Below are 15537 nucleotides of genomic sequence, written 5' to 3'. Positions count from 1 at the left end.
CTCCGGGCATCATGGACCGTGCAGTCCGCAATCGGCATGATGGCCGGAACTGCAAGGCCGCAACGGTCCCAACGCCACCCCGCACCACAGTGTTGCGATGGCGGAGCCGTCCACTACGGCCGCGCCGACCTACCCTGCCGCTTTCATTGCCCACACGCCCATGTCAGTCCTGGACAACCTCGCCAATCTGCAGACCTTCGTGCACGCGGCCGATACCCGCAGCTTCGTCGAGACCGGGCGCCTGCAGGGCATCTCGGCCTCGGCCGCCGGCAAGTGCGTTGCCCGGCTGGAGCATGCACTGGGCGTGCGCCTGTTCCACCGCAGCACGCGCAGCATCACCCTCACCGCCGAGGGCCAGCTGTTCCTGGCGCGCTGCCGGCGCATCCTCGACGAGCGCGATGCCGCACGCACCGAGCTGGCACAACCGCACGCCACGCCTCGCGGCACGCTGCGCATCGGCCTGCCACTGGTGGGCGACCTGACCCTGCCGCTGATGGCCGAGTTCATGGCGGCCTATCCCGATATCCGCCTCGACCTCGATTTCAGCGATCGGCTGGTCGACGTCATCGAGGAAGGTTTCGATGCCGTGCTGCGCGTCGGCGAGCCCAGCGACTCACGCATGAACGCACGACGCCTGGGCGTGTTCCCACGCCGCATCGTCGCCTCGCCGGCGTACCTGCAGCGGCGCGGCACGCCGCGCACACCGGCTGATCTGATGCAGCACACGCTGCTGCACTATCGCTTCCCCAGTACCGGCAAGCTGGAACTATGGCCGATCCACTGGCCCGACCAGGAAACACCGCAGGAACTGCCAGTGCACATGGTGGCCAACACCATCGAAGCGCGGGTAGCGCTGGCACTGCGCGATATCGGCCTGGCGTTCGTGCCCGTGCACTCGGTGCGCGATGCGTTGGCCGATGGCCGCCTGGTCACCGTGCTGGACGAGCATGTGCATTCCTGCGGAATCTTCCACCTGCTGTGGCCCTCCGGCCGCCACGTGCTACCGAAACTGCGCGTGTTCATCGACTTCGTCAGCGCACGCCTGGAAACTGTGCCCTAGGCGATCGATCCACCCCATGCCCGGCCCACAGTAGATCCACGCCATGCGTGGATGCCTTTGTAGAGTCGCGCCATCAAACCATTCAGCCAGCCCCGCTATACTGGCCGCTCATTCCTCCCAGAGGCTCGCGACCAATGCGCCATTGATGCCGCCGTCTTCCCACCAGACGGCCTGACTCTTCCCGCCCCTGCGCGCAGGGGAGAACCCGGCATCCATGGAGGTCGCATGACCCCGCATTCCCTCACGCTCGATCGCGTGTCGTATCGATTGGCCGACGGCCGCCCGCTGTTTTCCGATCTGACGTTTTCCTTCGAACCGGTCGCCACCGGCCTGGTCGGTGCCAATGGCGCCGGCAAGAGCGTGCTCGCACGCCTGCTGGCCGGACGGTTGCTGCCCGACAATGGCCAGGTGCGCGGCACCGGCCGCGTGTTCCTGTTGCCGACGCCCGGCTATCCACCCGCCGGCACGGTCGGTGAACTGGCCGGCGTCGGCGCGCAACTGGCCGCACTGCGACGCATCGAAGCCGGCAGCGTGGACGAGGCCGACTTCGCCTGCGTCGACGACCGCTGGGATCTGCGCGAACGCCTGCAGCAGCAATGGCGGGCGCTTCGGCTGCCCGACGACCTCGATCCCGCCCAGCCGGCCGCGCGCCTCAGTGGTGGCCAGGCCATGCAGGTCGCGCTGTCCGGTGCTTGGGCCAGCGGTGCCGATTGGCTGATCCTGGACGAACCCAGCAACCACCTCGATGCACGCCATCGCCAACAGCTGTACGAGCAGTTGCAGCAGTGGCGCGGTGGCCTGCTGGTGATCAGTCATGATCGCGAGCTGCTGGCGCACATGCAGCAGATCGTCGAACTCGATGGGGGCGGGCTGCATCGTTACGGCGGACCGTGGCAGCACTATGCCGATGCGCGCGCCGCCGAGCGCGAAGCTGCCACCGCCCAGCTCGATCATGCGCGCGCCCAGCACCGCCAGCAGCAACGCAGCGCGCGCGAACAGCACGAACGGCAACAACAACGCCAGGCGCGTGGCAACCGCGATGCGAAGCAGGCCAACCAGGCCCCGATCCTGCTCGGCCGGCAGAAGCAGCGCGCCGAGGCCAGCCACGGCCGCGCACAACAGGTGCAGGCCGAACGCCTGCAGGCCAGCGCAGAGCATCTGCGCGCAGCGGCATCGGCGGTGCACGCGGCGCCGGAACTGGCACTGTTCGCCGGTGCGGGTGACCGGGGCAGCATGCGCCTGCTACAGGCCGAGGCGCTGGTGCTGCCACATGGCTGCAGTGCACCGTTGCAGCTGGAGATCCGCCGCGGCCAGCGCATCGCCGTGGTCGGTGACAACGGCAGCGGCAAATCGACCCTGCTGCGTGTGCTGGCCGGCCAGCTGCCGGCACGCAGTGGCGCCGTGCAACGGCATGCGCCACTGGCCCTGCTCGACCAGCAGCTGCTGGGGCTGTCCGGCGAGCGCAGCATCCTCGACACCGTGCAGGCCGCCAACCCGGGCGCGGACCCAGGCGAGCTGCGCACGCGGCTGGCCCTGCTCGGGCTGGATGCACAGCGCATCCAGCGGGCAGCCCACAGCCTCAGCGATGGCGAACGCGTGAAAGGTGCGCTGGCCAGCGTGCTGTACGCCGATCCCGCGCCCCAGCTGTTGCTGTTGGACGAACCCGGCAATGCGCTGGATCTGAGCGCATTGCAGGCGTTGGAGGAACTGCTTGCGGCGTGGCCGGGCGCGCTGCTGATGGTGAGCCACGACCGGCACCTGCTGCAGGCATTGCGACCGACCCACGTGCTGCAGGTGAGCACCGGGGGCTGGCAGTGGCGCGACAGTCTGTAGAGTCAAGCCATGCTCGACTCCGCCATGCATCCATCCACGCATGACGTATCGACCAGGGGGTAGTGCCGGCCGCTGGCCGGCAACCCATGGATCCTCAATGCACCGTCAACGCTTCCACACCGGGAACGCCTGCGGCAACTGCTGCCACAGCAATGGCCCCGCACGCAGCTCCTGGTCGTTGAGCAGACACGCATCCAGCTCCGCACGCACCGCGCGCTCATCCATGTGCACGCCAATCACCACCAGTTCCTGGCGGCGATCCCCCCACAACGGGTGCCAAAGCCGCTGCATCGCCGTGTGCGCTGCCTCATCCGGGAATTCTTCAGGCCCCGGGAGCGGCGCGCTCCAGCAATCGGCCTGCTGCCGCGCCCATCCCAAGTCGCTGTAAGGCAGCGGCGTGGGCGGCAACAACGGCGCGGTGTCTTCCAGCCCGGCCCGCACGCGGTCACGTGCGGCGTACCAGAAGCCCGCCGCCTGCGTGCGCGTCGCAGCGCCCACGGTGTTCAGCTCACCCACCCAGTCCATGCGGTTGGCCAGCCAGAACCAGCCTTTGCTGCGGATCACGCCGGGCATGCCGGACTGCAGCGCGCGGGCGAAGCGCGCCGGGTGGAACGGACGTCGCGAGCGGTAGACGAAGCTGCCGATGCCGTACTCCTCGGTTTCCGGTGTGTGCTCGCCCCGCAGTTCCTTCACCCAGCCCGGCGCACGTTGCGCACGCTCCATGTCGAAGCGACCGGTATCCAGCAGCTCGGCCAGCGGCACATCGCCGAAGCTGGACAGCAGCAGCTTCGCGTCGCGGTTCAGCCCACGCAGTACCGCCAGCGTGTCCTGCAGTACCTCGTCGTCCACCTGGTCCACCTTGCTGACCACGATCACGTCGGCGAACTCGACCTGCTCGCACAGCAGGTCAACCACACCTCGATCATCCTCCGGGCCGGCCTGCTGGCCGCGCTCGGCCAGTCGCGACGTCGAGCCGAAGTCGGCAAGGAACGCGCTGCCGTCGACCACCGTCACCATCGTGTCCAGCCGCGCGATATCACTCAGGCTGAAGCCATGCTCGTCGCGCACTGCGAAGGTGGCCGCCACCGGCATCGGTTCACCGATGCCCGTCGATTCGATCAGCAGGTAGTCATAGCGGCCGGCATCGGCCAGGCGCCGCACTTCCTGCAGCAGGTCGTCGCGCAGCGTGCAGCAGATGCAGCCGTTGCTGAATTCCACCAGCGTCTCTTCGGTGCGGCGCAGCTCGGCGCCACCTTCGCGCACCAGCTGCGCATCGATGTTGACCTCGCTCATGTCGTTGACGATGACCGCCACACGCAGGCCTTCGCGGTTGCGCAGGATCTGGTTGAGCAGGGTGGTCTTGCCGGCCCCCAGGAAGCCGGACAGCACGGTGACCGGAAGGCGACGGTCGGCGCGGGAAACAGTGTTCATGTCGGAGCGGGTTGGCTGCGGAACGGAAATGTTACTGTATAACACTTGTTGCGCAAGGAACCTCCCCCGATGAAGTCACCTTCGGCCGCCCTGCTTGATGCCGGCGCGCTCGCCCTGTCCAGCCTGTGCCTGCTGCACTGCCTGGCGCTGCCTCTGCTGGCCGCCGCGCTACCGCTGTTCGGCACCTGGGCCGAAGCGGAGTGGGTACACCTGCTGTTCGTGGCCATCGCCCTGCCGCTGACCGGCTACGCGCTATGGCGCGCCGAGCGCCGTCACCCGCTGCCCGTACTGGCCTGGGCCACCGCAGGCGTCGGTCTGGGCCTGTTGCTGGCCGGCGCGCTGGCGCTGCCCTCACATGACTGGGAAACGCCGATGACGGTCACCGGCAGCCTGCTGCTGGCCGCAACGCATATCTGGAACGCGCGGCACCGGCACGCGGGGTAGAGTCGACTGTTAGTTGTGTAAACCCACCACGTTGTTCAGCAGGACTCTGGAAATAGGTGGCTGGCCACCGATCCCCATGTGAGGGCGGTGCCAGTTGTAGTGGTGCAGCCATTGGGTCAGCACGGAATTGCGCTGGTCCGAGGAGGCGTATTCGCGGGCGTAGGCCCATTCGCGCAGGCTGGTTTGGATGAAGCGCTCGGCTTTGCCATTGGTCCGCGGCGTGTAGGGCTTGGTTCTGATGTGCTTGATCCCAAGGGATTTGAGCAGCTTGGCAAAGGCGGTGGAGCGATAGCAGGCACCGTTGTCGGTCAGGATCCGCTTGAAGGTGATTCCCAGGCTGGCGTAGTACTGCAGAGCGCCCAGCAGCGCCTGGCAGGCGGTTTCGGCCTGTTCGTTGGGGTGGACGCTGCTGAAGGCGACCCGGGAGTGATCGTCGATGGCCACGTGGACGTAGCCCCAGCCACCGCCAGCGGCGTTTCCCCGGCGTTTGGCATCGGTTCTGTGCCCTGGCCGCTGGAAGTTGCCCAGCTTCTTGATGTCCAGGTGCAGCAGCCCTCCGGGCTGATCGTATTCGTATCGGATGACCTCCTTGGGCGGTTCAAGCCGACACAGCCGATTGAGGCCGTGGGCACGCATCAGCCTTGAAATCGTACTGTGGCCGACCCCCAGCGCCTTGGAGATGGTCAGGTAGGTCTGCCGTTTACGGCGGTGCTCCTTGATTTGCTCGATTACCGGAGCAGGTGTGGCATGCGGCGTCTGGTGAGGCCGTGAGCTGCGGTTTTCCAGCCCCGGTGCCCCGAACTGGCGGAATCGGGCCAGCCATTTGTAGGCCGTACGCACACTTACGCCGCATGCTTGGGCTGCTTCCTCTGGGCGCAGGCCCTCGTGGAGGATGCGGCGAATAAGAAGTGCTCGACTATGGACGGTCAAACGGGCATTTTTATGGTGGTTCATCCGGGCTCTTTGGGGACTGGATAGGTGTGGTAACCACCATTTTCCAAAGATGCCCCGGATGAACAACCTACCGAGAGATCACAGTTAGTCGACTATCGCGCGAAGCGCGGGGTTTTTCGTTGGTTGTACGAAGAGCAGTCGACTGACAGTCGACTCTACCGCCCCTCGGCCTATTTGCCGTAGCGGCGCAGCAGCTCCACCAGCACCGCGGCCTCGTCTGCCCGCTGCTGCGGGTCGTCGGCACCCACCACGTGTTCCTGCAGGTGCTCGTGCAGCAGCTCCATCAGCAGGCTGTGGGCGGCACCGCGCACGGCGGCAACCTGCACCAGCACGTCCGCACAGTCGCCGGCCTCACCCTCGGGCCTGTCCAGCGCCTGCTCCAATGCCGCCACCTGGCCCGCGATGCGGCGTACCCGGGTCAGCAGCTGCTTTCGATTCCTGTGTACATGGGCCATGGCGGGATCATATACCCTATGGGGGTATCCACTCCAGCTCCCGCCGCTATGCACCTGGACGCCCTCGCCGCCGCCCGTCGCCACGAACACCGCTTCGACGACGGCAATCCGCTGGCCGAACGCAATACCCGCCGCGCCCTGTGGCTCACCGTCGGCATGATGCTGGTGGAGATCGTCGGCGGTTGGTGGTTCAACTCCATGGCCGTGCTCGCCGACGGCTGGCACATGAGTTCGCACGCGCTGGCGCTGGGCCTCTCGGTATTCGCCTACCGCTGCGCGCGCCGCTACGCGCACGATCCGCGCTTCGCCTTCGGCACCTGGAAGATCGAGATCCTGGCCGGCTATACGAGCGCCATCGCCCTGCTCGGCGTCGCCGCGCTGATGGCCGTGCAGTCACTGGAGCGGCTGTGGGTGCCGGCGCCGATTCACTACAACGAAGCCATCGCCATCGCTGCGGTGGGCCTGGGCGTGAACCTGCTCTGCGCATGGTGGCTGCACGACAGCCCGGGCCACGCGCATCACCACCACGGGCATGGCCATGGCCACGGGCATGACCACGAACACCACGATCACGACCATGCGCACGGTCACGACCTCAACCTGCGCTCTGCCTACGTGCACGTGCTGGCCGACGCCGCCACCTCGGTGCTGGCCATCGTCGCCCTGCTCGGCGGCAAGCTGCTGGGCCTGACCTGGCTGGACCCGGTGATGGGCCTGGTCGGCGCCGTACTGGTCACGGTGTGGGCGATCGGCCTGCTGCGCGACAGCGGCCGCATCCTGCTCGACGCGCAGATGGACGCGCCGGTGGTGGCCGAAGTACGCGAGGTGATCGAACAGGGCCCGTGGCCGGCACGCCTGGCCGACCTGCACGTCTGGCAGGTCGGTCGCGGCAAGTACGCGGTCAGCGCCAGCGTGGTCACCAGCGACGCAGGTCTGGATGCCGATACCGTGCGCAAGGCGCTGGCGATCCATGAAGAGCTGGTGCATGTCACCGTGGAAATCCACCGCAGCACCTGACCCGCATCCGGTAGTGCCGGCCGCTGGCCGGCAACCTCATGGGCTCCGGAAACAATCCAGCGGTGCCGGCCAGCGGCCGGCACTACCGCTAGAGATTCAACATCATCCGCAGCAGGTACATCAGCAGCGGCAGCGCACTCAGCACCGCACCACCGATGCCGATCCACGGCCAGCGCTCGCCGCGCACGCGCGAGGCCACCGCCAGGCCGCCGCCCACCAGTGCCGCACCCAGCACGCCCACGCCCAGCCCGGCGGCCATGCCATTGCCACCTGCGGCCACCGCCGCCTGCGCAGCCAACGTGCCCGCGCCCCAACCCACAGCGATCCCCAGCCAAGTGGCCACGCCGCACCACGGTGCCTTGCCCTGCGCCATCCGAAAACCCCTGTGTCCTTGCCGAATTTCTGTACGGGCCGTGCCCGTGTGCTGCCTACACTAGCCGCACCTGCCCCGTCGGGACATCCCATGCGCACGCTCCGCCTGCTGCTGCCCGGTGCCCTCCTCCTGCTCACCGCCTGCGGTGGTGACGCCGGGCTTCCTTTCAGCGCCGACCCGTTGCAGGGCTGCTTCGCCACCGGCGCGCGCAAACCGGCCGATTTCCGCATCGACAAGGAAGGCGGCCAATACTTCGTCTCCTTCAGCCGCGGCGACCAGTGGCAGCGCGAGCCGAATGCCCTGCACAAGGCCACCCGCAGCGAGATCAGCCGCTACTTCCGCGATGACGCCGAGCAGATCGACAGCGCGTTGATCCGCATGGCCGGTGGCTTCGGCATCTTCCACTTCAACAAGGGCGCGACGTTGAAGGGCAAGGCCAGTGATAGTGACTACATGGCGCTGATGCTGATCGGGGCTGGGCCGGTGTATGCGGTGAAGTGCCATTAGCGACAGGAAAGACTGAGAATTATTTGAAATCTGAAGAATTGCCTGGTGTGCCCCAAAATTCTATGGAGCAAGTAATGAAGATGGAGCCTCACCCAATTCTGAGAGGCTCAAATGAAAATGCAGGTAGCTATTCTCATGCTCATCGTCTCTACATCTGTGCAGGCAGGAGGCGGAACTCCAGCTGATGGACAAACCGCTGACGAAGCGAAGACCCCATCAAGAATCGTCCGCACCGCAGAATGGCCCGACTTCATGGGAGGAGCGGTAATTGTAGAGCAGTCCCTCATCCGCAACTCGAAGGGGCAATATGTATATCGCTACGACGATCAATCGGCAGCTACGAAACAATATCACGAGGCATCCTGCGCGGATATCGGGATGAATCCGGCCAAGGGTGAGTCAATCACAGTGGGTCCAGGAAGCGCCGCGTGGCATTGCTCAAGCATCGAGTCGAACAGTGTTATCGACTAAAAGAGTACTGACTATGTAATCGTCTATGCGCCAAATGGACAGGTATCCGCCGGCCAGAACTTCGTTTCCTACGGAACCGTAAGATTCAACAGTTCAGTCAGCGGAAACATCCAAGGTAGTGCGCAAATCGACAACGGAAGGTGCCAGACCTTCTATAGCGAGTATTACCCACCCAACACTGTGGGAAGTCACACTGCCAGAATACTCTGCTTCGCTCATGCGCCACAGACGATGAATACGTTGATGGAAGGATGCGTGCCGCGGGCCTGCGCAAGCGATCGTGGCTCCATCAGAGCCTACTGAGGTCAAAACCCTTTGACGTGGCAGTGAGGGTGATGAAGCCGCCCTCACTGCTCAGGCTCATGATCCTATCCTGATGATCGCCTCTACTATTCAATTCCTTGCTCTCTTATCGGTATCCTGCCTTCCGGGCCAACTGAGCGCGGACTACAGCCTGTCAGGGACGCCTATTGTCATCCGCAACACATCGGCCCCTGACAGCTCTGGAAACATGACGTGCATCCAACAACTTCTTATCAGGAATGAAGAAGGGGTACTGACCTATCACTACGCCCTTCAACCCTCAGCGGCACGAGACCTCCATGAAGAACTCTGCGCTGCCATGGGCATGACGCCTTCATTGGGGACAGCATTGCTACCAACGCCCTCATCCGGTTGGGCCTGCACTACCGAACTCCATGATGGTGGCCAACGCCCTGCGGTACCATGCCCTCCCCCGAACCGCCCCGGTACCCGCCGTGTCCCATTACACCGGCCCCCTGCTGACCCGCGACAGCGCCGACAGCCTGCGCCGTGCCCATGACAAGGGCGCTGCCGACTGGCAGGGCTCGCTCGACCTCGGCCGCAGCGAGGGCAGCGTGGCGCTGGATGCCGACGGCTTCCACTTCCGTGGCCAGCCCTACCCGTGGCCGGGCAAGCTGAAGGACCGCACGCTGTACTACTGGGACGGCGAGGACTTCGCACCGATTTCGCGCTACAGCGGTTCGCTGATCAAGCTGGTGCCGACCGAATGGGGCGCACCGACCTTCGAGATCGACGGCATCAAGATGCTGCCGACCTCCAAGCTGTCACCGTTCGAGGACGCGCGCCGCAAGGTCGAGCTGGTCGCCCCGGCCGGCAAGGTCATCCTCGATACCTGCGGTGGCCTGGGCTACTTCGCCGCCTGCGCGCTGGAGGCCGGCGTCGGCCAGATCCGCTCGTTCGAGAAGAACGCCGACGTGATGTGGCTGCGCACGCTCAACCCGTGGTCGCCGGACCCGGAATCGGCTGCGGCCGGTGGCCGCCTGCAGTTCAGCCACGGCGATGTCTCGCAGCAGATCGAACAGGTGGCCAGCAGCAGCGTCGACGCGATCCTGCACGACCCGCCGCGCTTCGGCATCGCCGGCGAACTGTACTCGCAGGTGTTCTACGACCACCTCGCCCGCGTCATCCGAAAGGGCGGGCGCCTGTTTCACTACACCGGCGCGCCGAACAAGCTGACCAGCGGCCGCGACGTGCCACGTGAAGTGGCCAAACGTCTGGAAAAGGCCGGCTTCAAGGCCGAGCTGGCGCTTGACGGTGTGCTGGCCGTCAAGCGCTGAGCCTCACTCCGAATCCACCTTGGCCAGCTTCATCACCCACGCCGGCACCTCGGGTTCACCGGCGTAGAACTCCTTCGGTTTCTTCTCCGCCATCGCCCAGCGGTGCAACCAGCTCGGGCCGTAACGGCCACTGTAGCCTTCGGCACCACGTGCATAGGCCGGGTCACGCATCGCTTCATCCAGTGAGATGAAGCGATAGCCGCGGCGCTTCGTCGCCGCCACCAGTTCGGCAAACGTGGCTGCATTGAGTTCGTTGGCGTGCATCAGCCAGACCTGTGGCAGCGCGTAGCCCAGCAGTGCCTGCGACTGCTTCTCGTAGTAGTCCAGCTTGTTCAGCATGTACGGCACGTAGCCCTTGCGCAGCTGTGCCAGCGTCGCCTCGCGCGCCGGTGAATCCGGCTGCTCGTTCATCACGTTGGCGTAGGCGAACGCCCACACCCACTCGCCGTTGTCGACCGTCACCGGTGCCACGCGGTAGCCATGCTGCTTGAAAAACGCGTCCATCTCCGCGCGTTCTTCCGGCGTGCGCCCGGCACGCAGATAGGGGTGACGCATCCACTGCGGCTTCAGCCCACGCTCGGCCAGCAACGGCCGCAGCACCGTCTCGCCACGCAGGAAATCCTGCTGGAACGCAGGCACGCCCTTGGCATTCAGGTCCATGTGCGAGTAGGTGTGGTTGCCCAGCACATAACCGGCGTCCAGCCAGTCGCGCAGCATCTGCGCCCGCGCCGGCTGCACCTGCCCATCGATCTCTAGCTTGTTCTCGTTGACGAAGCCAACTACCGGCACACCCGCCTGGTGCAGCTGCGCCATCAGCGCTTCGTGCCGCGACTGCAGGTCCGGCGGAACGATCTCGTCCACCCGCGCCCAGGGCAGGTCGTCGATGGTCACCGCAATCCGGCGGTCCACCTCGGCGGCGTGTACCGCCAGCGAACAGAGCAGTAGCGGTACAGCACGCAGCAACCAACGCATCAGCACATCCTTGCAGGAGCGAAGCGCAGACTGTAGCGCGATTGCGGGCGCGTGGTCGGTCACACACCCCTCAGGGGCTGGGCGACTGCACCTGACGTTCGCGCACGATCGCCCGCCACAGCATGAATCCTGCAGCCATTGCCACCAGCATCAACGCGACCAGCACCAGGGCAAGGTCATCGGGATTGCGCAGCAGCGGCGCATGCTCATGGGTGAGGATCTCGAACACCACTTGCTGCGCCTGCGCCAGCGGCAGCCGGCCCTGCTCGCCCAGTTCAACCAAGCATGCGGCCGGAGACAGCTTGGCCACGCTGGTCCATGCCATGTCGTACAGATGCAATGCCCTGAGCGCCAGCGCCAGGATCGCGGCGTGCAGGGCCATCACCCCCCAGTTGGCGCGTCGCAGGCGTTCGGACAGGCGACCCAGGCGGTAGACGCTGATCGACATCGCGCCCAGCAACGCCAGTACCACCCCCGCCATCGGAATCCACTGCAACGGTTGCCATGGTGCAAGCGCAGCGGACCGCGCCAGCAGCTGTTCTGCAACCTGCATGCGCGCGACAGGATCAGGCCCACCGCATGCGTCATCCACCGGCTCCAGCAGCAATCCCACGCGGTAGTGGAAGAAGCCGGCTGCAAGGGCTACCGCCAGCAGCGCCACCACCTGCAGTGCCAGCAGAATCGGGCCAGGACCACAGATACGACAGAAGCGGGCAGCAGCAGAGACCATCGGTTCATCCGTGACAACAAAGGACCATCCTAACCAAGCGCCCTGTGCTTGTCGGCTGGCGGATACGACAACCGCCGCGTGGCCCCGGTAGGATGTGGACGAGCATGGATGGTCGCATGTAGAGGTGTTGTGGATGGTCACGCTGTATCTGTGGGTGCGAACGCTGCTTCCGCTGCTGGCGTTCGTGATCGCGTGGATGCTGCTGTCGCGCCTGATCAAGGCCCGCGTGGCGCGCCTTCCACGGGTGCCCTTGAACCTGCCCGAGCACAGCAGCAGCCCGCGCAGGAAGGACCGGCGCATCTACGCGCGCAAGCTGCGGCGCAAACCGGGCCTGCGCACCGCAACGCGCCCGGCCACCGCGCCGCGCAGCTGGAACCTCGCGGCGGTGTTCGTTTCGTTCTCTGCGTTGATTGCCGCCGTGCTGGTCATGCCGGATGGCGCGCGCTTCCAGGTGCTGGTCGAGAGCCTTACGGGCTACCCGGCCACGATTGCTGAAGTACATGTTCCCGCTGCCGGGCAGCCTCTCGTGCTGCAGGCGTGGCAGCCCGCACTGGCGCAGCTGTCACGGCCGGTAACAATGCGCTACCCGATCGGGCGCACCGGCGGCCAGCATGACGCGCACGCCACGCTACCGGTACAGGTGAGGCATCAGGGTGATCGGCTGCAGGTGGCTACGGCCGCGCCGGTGGATTCCGAGCTGCTGCGTGCAGAGCTTGCGCGTTTGGCGGGGCTGCCGACGGAGGCAATCACCGTCCGCCAGAGCGAGATCTCACCATGGCTGGAACCCGGCTGGACGCCGCTGGACGGCATGCAGATGCCGGGCCAGGCCAGGCTGCTGTTGCAGTAGATCCACGCCATGCCTGGATGGGCACCGTGCGGGGTCGAGCACGGCTCGACTCTACAGATCAGGACCCGCGCGGCAGCTTCGCGGCCCACATGTTGTCCACCAGATTCGGATAACGCCGCCCATTCTCTTCCGCCCGCTGCCGCGCCGCCTCTTTCTGCGCAGGCGACAGCGGCTGCGAGGTCTGGCCCTTGGGGTTGGGCTTCTTCCACGGGGGTGTCTTGGTCTGGCGCATGGCCGCAGCTTACCGCTTCAGGAAGTTCAGCAGCGCCAGATTGAAGCGGTCCGCATGGCTGGTATTGCACCCATGTGGTGCGCCTTCCAGGATCACCACTTCGCTGCCCGGAATGGCCCGGTGCGTGCGCTGACCCGAGCCTTCAAACGGCACGATGGCATCGCTGTCACCGTGCAGGATCAGGGTTGGCACCGTGATCTTCTTCAGATCGTCGCGGAAGTCGGTAGTGGCAAACGCCTGCATGCAACCCAGCGCCGCCGTCTGGTCGGATTGATGGCAAAGCGCGATTGCGGCCTGGCGCTCATCCTCGGTCACCATCAGCTTGCCATTGGCACTGAAGAAATCGCGGGTGAAGCCATCGAAGAACGCCTCGCGATCCTTCTCCAGACCGCTACGCATTTCGTCGGCCTTGTCCTGTGTGAGCGGACCTTCCGGGTTGTCCTCGCCGCGCAGCAGATACGGCGGCACGGCTGCTGCAAACACCACGCTGTGCAGGCGCTCCTGCCCGTGATTGGCCACATACCGCGCCACCTCACCGCCGCCCATCGAGAAGCCGACCAAGGTGACGTCGCGCAGGTCACGTTCCTCGATCACCCCGGCCAGATCCGCCGCCAGCGTGTCGTAGTCGTAGCCCTCGGCGGGCTTGTCGGAACGGCCGAAGCCGCGCCGGTCGTAGCTGATCACCCGGTGTTGGGCGTCGCGGAGGATCGACACCTGCGTCTTCCATGCGTCGGCGGACAGCGGCCAACCGTGAATCAGAATGACCGGGCGGCCGTCGCCACCGGTGTCTTCAACGTGCAGGCGGACGCGGGAAGCAGGCATGGAACCTCCTGTGGAAGGGGAGGATTTCAGCCTATGGGCCGGCCCCTATCGCGGCCGTGATGGAATCGCCGGTCGCCATGACATCCCCTGCACAGACCACGGCCCCGACGCTGGAGCCGAGCCGCCAATGCGGGCATTCACTCCGTGGAAGGGCCGTTTCGTCGGACGCCGGCTGCAGCGCCCCGAACGCCATGCGAGCCTGCGTGAACCCTCCCTGGAGACTCGCCATGCTGCTGCTCACCCTGCCCCTGCTGGCCGCCGGCCTCGCCGCCGCACCCGCGCCCTCCGATGACCTGCGCGAGCAGATCCGCCAGGCCGACACCCAGCTGTTCGCCGCCGCCTTCGAGGCCTGCGATGCCGACAAGGCCGCCGCGATGACCACCCAGGACATGGAGTTCTTCCATGACAAGGATGGCAAGTCGGCCAGCAGCCGCGAAGACTTCCGTCGCAGCGTGGCCACCATGTGCAGCAATGCGCGCAAGGGCGGCTGGAGCCTGCGCCGCGAGCGGGTGGAGCCTTCGTTGCAGGTGTTCCCACTACACGACGAGCGGGCGCTGGAGATCGGCGACCACCGCTTCCACGAACGCGGCAAGGACGGCGTGGAGCGCTGGGTGGGCCAGGCCCGCTTCATCCAGGTCTGGCGTCGCGTGGACGGGCGCTGGATGGCCGAGCGGGTGATCAGCTATGACCATCGGCCGGCAACGAAATGAACCCGTCGGCGACTGTTCACTCGCCCTGACCAAGACCATTCAGCCCACGGTCTCCTCCAGATCGCGGGCGTAGTAGCTTGCTGCCTGAGCCAACTCCGCGCCGATGGCGTCGCACAGGTGCGTTGGGGAATCGACCCGTACGTTGCTCCCGAAGCCCATCAGCCACCAACGCAAGGTCTGGTCGTCCTCCACCGTAGCGCGCAGCCGGATCCATCCATCACCCAGATCACTGATCGTCTGATCTTCGGACAGGGGCGTCTCCCTGAGATGCTCCGCAGCCTGCGCCCGGAAGCGCGCCTCCAGCACGATGCGTCCTTGCCCCTGGAACGCGGTGGCGGTGGTCGTCGCATAGCGCTGGAAGTCGAAGTCCGGCAGGCTCCTTGCCTCCATCTCCAGCACCCGGGTTCCACTCAGGCGATGCAACGCCAGGTGGCGGATGTCCGTATAGTCCCGCAGCATGCAGACAAGGTACTGCGCAGAACCGCGCATCAGCAGCCCCAGAGGATGCATGATCATCTCCTTCGGCTCGTCCTTGCCTTTGCTGCGGTACCAGCCTGACAGGCAGCGTCGGGATGCCAATGCCCTGTGGACATCCACCTGTACGGCCGTTTCCACTTCGGGGGCGAGCAGGTTCGGGCCCATGGGCAGGATCGCGGTCCTGCTGGCCCACTCCCCCCAGCCCGACGTCGAGACTTCCGCCCGCGCCATGTCGAACACGGGCATCAGCTCATTCATGGCCGTTGCCGGGAGCAGCTGACGCAGATGTGCATGCGAAAGCAGCAGTGCAACGCTCTGCGAAATCGACAGCCTGGGCGTGAAGGCGAAGTTCGCTTCCCTGGACCAACTCCAGCCAAAGGGCTTTTCACTGTCGTCGGCAATGAGCTGGAACCGCGTGGACAGGTTCTGGAGGTCCCGTTCAATGGTGCGACTGCTGGTCCTGAAGCCCAGCGGCTCCAGATTCTCCAGTATCTGCCTGACGGATATCCTGCGCGGAGCTCGCGGGATCATGCGCAGCATCTCCCACTGCCGCATCAACGTGTCGTTCGAACGGATCTTCATATCAATCTTCCCTTCCAGA

The 15537-nt window shown here is 65.7% G+C and carries 18 protein-coding genes; 9 read left to right on the top strand and 9 right to left on the bottom strand.

Features of this window, described 5'->3' with window-relative positions; all coding sequences use genetic code 11:
- Positions 1 to 160 precede the first annotated feature (160 nt).
- Positions 161 to 1060: a LysR family transcriptional regulator gene (locus AC5P9P_RS09945; protein ID WP_005412094.1), complete on the top strand. Its 900-nt coding sequence runs from the start codon at positions 161 to 163 to the stop codon at positions 1058 to 1060.
- 225 nt (positions 1061 to 1285) lie between these two features.
- Positions 1286 to 2893 (top strand): ATP-binding cassette domain-containing protein, encoded by a 1608-nt coding sequence (locus AC5P9P_RS09940; RefSeq protein ID WP_495232727.1) that lies wholly within the window; start codon positions 1286 to 1288, stop codon positions 2891 to 2893.
- A 105-nt stretch (positions 2894 to 2998) separates the two neighbouring features.
- On the opposite strand, the gene AC5P9P_RS09935 is transcribed toward AC5P9P_RS09940, so the two are convergent.
- The gene (locus AC5P9P_RS09935; RefSeq protein ID WP_049403434.1) at positions 2999 to 4324 is read right to left on the bottom strand and encodes a GTP-binding protein; all 1326 of its coding nucleotides are present in this window, start codon (positions 4322 to 4324) and stop codon (positions 2999 to 3001) included.
- A gap of 69 nt (positions 4325 to 4393) precedes the next feature.
- On the opposite strand from AC5P9P_RS09935, the gene AC5P9P_RS09930 reads away from it, so the two are divergent.
- The gene (locus AC5P9P_RS09930) at positions 4394 to 4768 is read left to right on the top strand and encodes a MerC domain-containing protein (protein WP_495232726.1); all 375 of its coding nucleotides are present in this window, start codon (positions 4394 to 4396) and stop codon (positions 4766 to 4768) included.
- A 9-nt stretch (positions 4769 to 4777) separates the two neighbouring features.
- On the opposite strand, the gene AC5P9P_RS09925 is transcribed toward AC5P9P_RS09930, so the two are convergent.
- Both AC5P9P_RS09925 and AC5P9P_RS09920 read right to left on the bottom strand, forming a co-directional pair.
- Complete coding sequence (locus AC5P9P_RS09925; RefSeq protein WP_012478995.1) at positions 4778 to 5722, bottom strand: IS481-like element ISStma1 family transposase; 945 nt, start codon at positions 5720 to 5722, stop codon at positions 4778 to 4780.
- A 170-nt stretch (positions 5723 to 5892) separates the two neighbouring features.
- Complete coding sequence (locus AC5P9P_RS09920) at positions 5893 to 6177, bottom strand: metal-sensing transcriptional repressor (protein ID WP_049403692.1); 285 nt, start codon at positions 6175 to 6177, stop codon at positions 5893 to 5895.
- A 48-nt stretch (positions 6178 to 6225) separates the two neighbouring features.
- Between AC5P9P_RS09920 and dmeF the strand changes: the two genes are divergently transcribed.
- The gene (gene dmeF, locus AC5P9P_RS09915) at positions 6226 to 7194 is read left to right on the top strand and encodes a CDF family Co(II)/Ni(II) efflux transporter DmeF (protein ID WP_033833683.1); all 969 of its coding nucleotides are present in this window, start codon (positions 6226 to 6228) and stop codon (positions 7192 to 7194) included.
- A gap of 88 nt (positions 7195 to 7282) precedes the next feature.
- Here dmeF and AC5P9P_RS09910 read toward each other — a convergent pair whose 3' ends face one another.
- The gene (locus tag AC5P9P_RS09910) at positions 7283 to 7567 is read right to left on the bottom strand and encodes a hypothetical protein (protein WP_049403694.1); all 285 of its coding nucleotides are present in this window, start codon (positions 7565 to 7567) and stop codon (positions 7283 to 7285) included.
- A 90-nt stretch (positions 7568 to 7657) separates the two neighbouring features.
- Here AC5P9P_RS09910 and AC5P9P_RS09905 point away from each other — a divergent pair, with 90 nt between their 5' ends.
- The 3 genes from AC5P9P_RS09905 (at position 7658) to AC5P9P_RS09895 (ending at position 10146) form a co-directional block, all read left to right on the top strand.
- Entirely contained in the window at positions 7658 to 8074 is a 417-nt protein-coding gene (locus tag AC5P9P_RS09905) for a hypothetical protein (protein WP_033833681.1), read from the top strand.
- Between the two features lie 111 nt (positions 8075 to 8185).
- Positions 8186 to 8545: a hypothetical protein gene (locus tag AC5P9P_RS09900; RefSeq protein WP_146256999.1), complete on the top strand. Its 360-nt coding sequence runs from the start codon at positions 8186 to 8188 to the stop codon at positions 8543 to 8545.
- A gap of 701 nt (positions 8546 to 9246) precedes the next feature.
- On the top strand, positions 9247 to 10146 hold the full coding sequence (locus AC5P9P_RS09895; RefSeq protein ID WP_049403726.1) for a class I SAM-dependent methyltransferase: 900 nt from the start codon (positions 9247 to 9249) through the stop codon (positions 10144 to 10146).
- A 3-nt stretch (positions 10147 to 10149) separates the two neighbouring features.
- Here the strand turns inward: AC5P9P_RS09895 and AC5P9P_RS09890 are convergent, their stop codons facing one another.
- Positions 10150 to 11118: a polysaccharide deacetylase family protein gene (locus AC5P9P_RS09890; protein WP_043033955.1), complete on the bottom strand. Its 969-nt coding sequence runs from the start codon at positions 11116 to 11118 to the stop codon at positions 10150 to 10152.
- Between the two features lie 70 nt (positions 11119 to 11188).
- On the bottom strand, positions 11189 to 11848 hold the full coding sequence (locus tag AC5P9P_RS09885) for a hypothetical protein (RefSeq protein ID WP_043033956.1): 660 nt from the start codon (positions 11846 to 11848) through the stop codon (positions 11189 to 11191).
- A gap of 133 nt (positions 11849 to 11981) precedes the next feature.
- Here AC5P9P_RS09885 and AC5P9P_RS09880 point away from each other — a divergent pair, with 133 nt between their 5' ends.
- On the top strand, positions 11982 to 12695 hold the full coding sequence (locus tag AC5P9P_RS09880; protein ID WP_495232725.1) for a hypothetical protein: 714 nt from the start codon (positions 11982 to 11984) through the stop codon (positions 12693 to 12695).
- Between the two features lie 58 nt (positions 12696 to 12753).
- On the opposite strand, the gene AC5P9P_RS09875 is transcribed toward AC5P9P_RS09880, so the two are convergent.
- Together AC5P9P_RS09875 and AC5P9P_RS09870 are read right to left on the bottom strand one after the other, a co-directional pair.
- The gene (locus AC5P9P_RS09875) at positions 12754 to 12927 is read right to left on the bottom strand and encodes a hypothetical protein (protein ID WP_005412082.1); all 174 of its coding nucleotides are present in this window, start codon (positions 12925 to 12927) and stop codon (positions 12754 to 12756) included.
- Positions 12928 to 12936: 9 nt separating this feature from the next.
- Positions 12937 to 13749, bottom strand: coding sequence for an alpha/beta fold hydrolase (locus AC5P9P_RS09870; RefSeq protein WP_184013729.1), 813 nt, complete (start codon positions 13747 to 13749; stop codon positions 12937 to 12939).
- Positions 13750 to 13976: 227 nt separating this feature from the next.
- On the opposite strand from AC5P9P_RS09870, the gene AC5P9P_RS09865 reads away from it, so the two are divergent.
- Complete coding sequence (locus AC5P9P_RS09865) at positions 13977 to 14459, top strand: DUF4440 domain-containing protein (RefSeq protein ID WP_099474743.1); 483 nt, start codon at positions 13977 to 13979, stop codon at positions 14457 to 14459.
- A gap of 39 nt (positions 14460 to 14498) precedes the next feature.
- Here the strand turns inward: AC5P9P_RS09865 and AC5P9P_RS09860 are convergent, their stop codons facing one another.
- Positions 14499 to 15518, bottom strand: coding sequence for a helix-turn-helix transcriptional regulator (locus tag AC5P9P_RS09860; protein WP_049397217.1), 1020 nt, complete (start codon positions 15516 to 15518; stop codon positions 14499 to 14501).
- Positions 15519 to 15537: the final 19 nt, after the last annotated feature.

It is taken from the genome of Stenotrophomonas sp. YJH_SMC_14-1, from assembly GCF_059372275.1.
The sequence above is the reverse complement of the archived record's forward strand: the minus strand, read 5'-3'. Positions and strand labels throughout refer to the sequence as shown.

What these genes read in the sequence shown, in the direction of transcription:
- AC5P9P_RS09945 (WP_005412094.1), top strand. Translation starts at nt 161, where the DNA reads ATGTCAGTCCTGGACAACCTCGCCAATCTGCAGACCTTCGTGCACGCG.
- AC5P9P_RS09900 (WP_146256999.1), top strand. Translation starts at nt 8,186, where the DNA reads ATGAAAATGCAGGTAGCTATTCTCATGCTCATCGTCTCTACATCTGTG.
- AC5P9P_RS09935 (WP_049403434.1), bottom strand. Translation starts at nt 4,324, where the DNA reads ATGAACACTGTTTCCCGCGCCGACCGTCGCCTTCCGGTCACCGTGCTG.
- AC5P9P_RS09895 (WP_049403726.1), top strand. Translation starts at nt 9,247, where the DNA reads ATGGTGGCCAACGCCCTGCGGTACCATGCCCTCCCCCGAACCGCCCCG.
- AC5P9P_RS09890 (WP_043033955.1), bottom strand. Translation starts at nt 11,118, where the DNA reads ATGCGTTGGTTGCTGCGTGCTGTACCGCTACTGCTCTGTTCGCTGGCG.
- AC5P9P_RS09925 (WP_012478995.1), bottom strand. Translation starts at nt 5,722, where the DNA reads ATGAACCACCATAAAAATGCCCGTTTGACCGTCCATAGTCGAGCACTT.
- AC5P9P_RS09910 (WP_049403694.1), bottom strand. Translation starts at nt 7,567, where the DNA reads ATGGCGCAGGGCAAGGCACCGTGGTGCGGCGTGGCCACTTGGCTGGGG.
- AC5P9P_RS09875 (WP_005412082.1), bottom strand. Translation starts at nt 12,927, where the DNA reads ATGCGCCAGACCAAGACACCCCCGTGGAAGAAGCCCAACCCCAAGGGC.
- AC5P9P_RS09930 (WP_495232726.1), top strand. Translation starts at nt 4,394, where the DNA reads ATGAAGTCACCTTCGGCCGCCCTGCTTGATGCCGGCGCGCTCGCCCTG.
- AC5P9P_RS09880 (WP_495232725.1), top strand. Translation starts at nt 11,982, where the DNA reads ATGGTCACGCTGTATCTGTGGGTGCGAACGCTGCTTCCGCTGCTGGCG.
- AC5P9P_RS09870 (WP_184013729.1), bottom strand. Translation starts at nt 13,749, where the DNA reads ATGCCTGCTTCCCGCGTCCGCCTGCACGTTGAAGACACCGGTGGCGAC.
- AC5P9P_RS09920 (WP_049403692.1), bottom strand. Translation starts at nt 6,177, where the DNA reads ATGGCCCATGTACACAGGAATCGAAAGCAGCTGCTGACCCGGGTACGC.
- AC5P9P_RS09940 (WP_495232727.1), top strand. Translation starts at nt 1,286, where the DNA reads ATGACCCCGCATTCCCTCACGCTCGATCGCGTGTCGTATCGATTGGCC.
- AC5P9P_RS09905 (WP_033833681.1), top strand. Translation starts at nt 7,658, where the DNA reads ATGCGCACGCTCCGCCTGCTGCTGCCCGGTGCCCTCCTCCTGCTCACC.
- AC5P9P_RS09865 (WP_099474743.1), top strand. Translation starts at nt 13,977, where the DNA reads ATGCTGCTGCTCACCCTGCCCCTGCTGGCCGCCGGCCTCGCCGCCGCA.
- dmeF (WP_033833683.1), top strand. Translation starts at nt 6,226, where the DNA reads ATGCACCTGGACGCCCTCGCCGCCGCCCGTCGCCACGAACACCGCTTC.
- AC5P9P_RS09860 (WP_049397217.1), bottom strand. Translation starts at nt 15,518, where the DNA reads ATGAAGATCCGTTCGAACGACACGTTGATGCGGCAGTGGGAGATGCTG.
- AC5P9P_RS09885 (WP_043033956.1), bottom strand. Translation starts at nt 11,848, where the DNA reads ATGGTCTCTGCTGCTGCCCGCTTCTGTCGTATCTGTGGTCCTGGCCCG.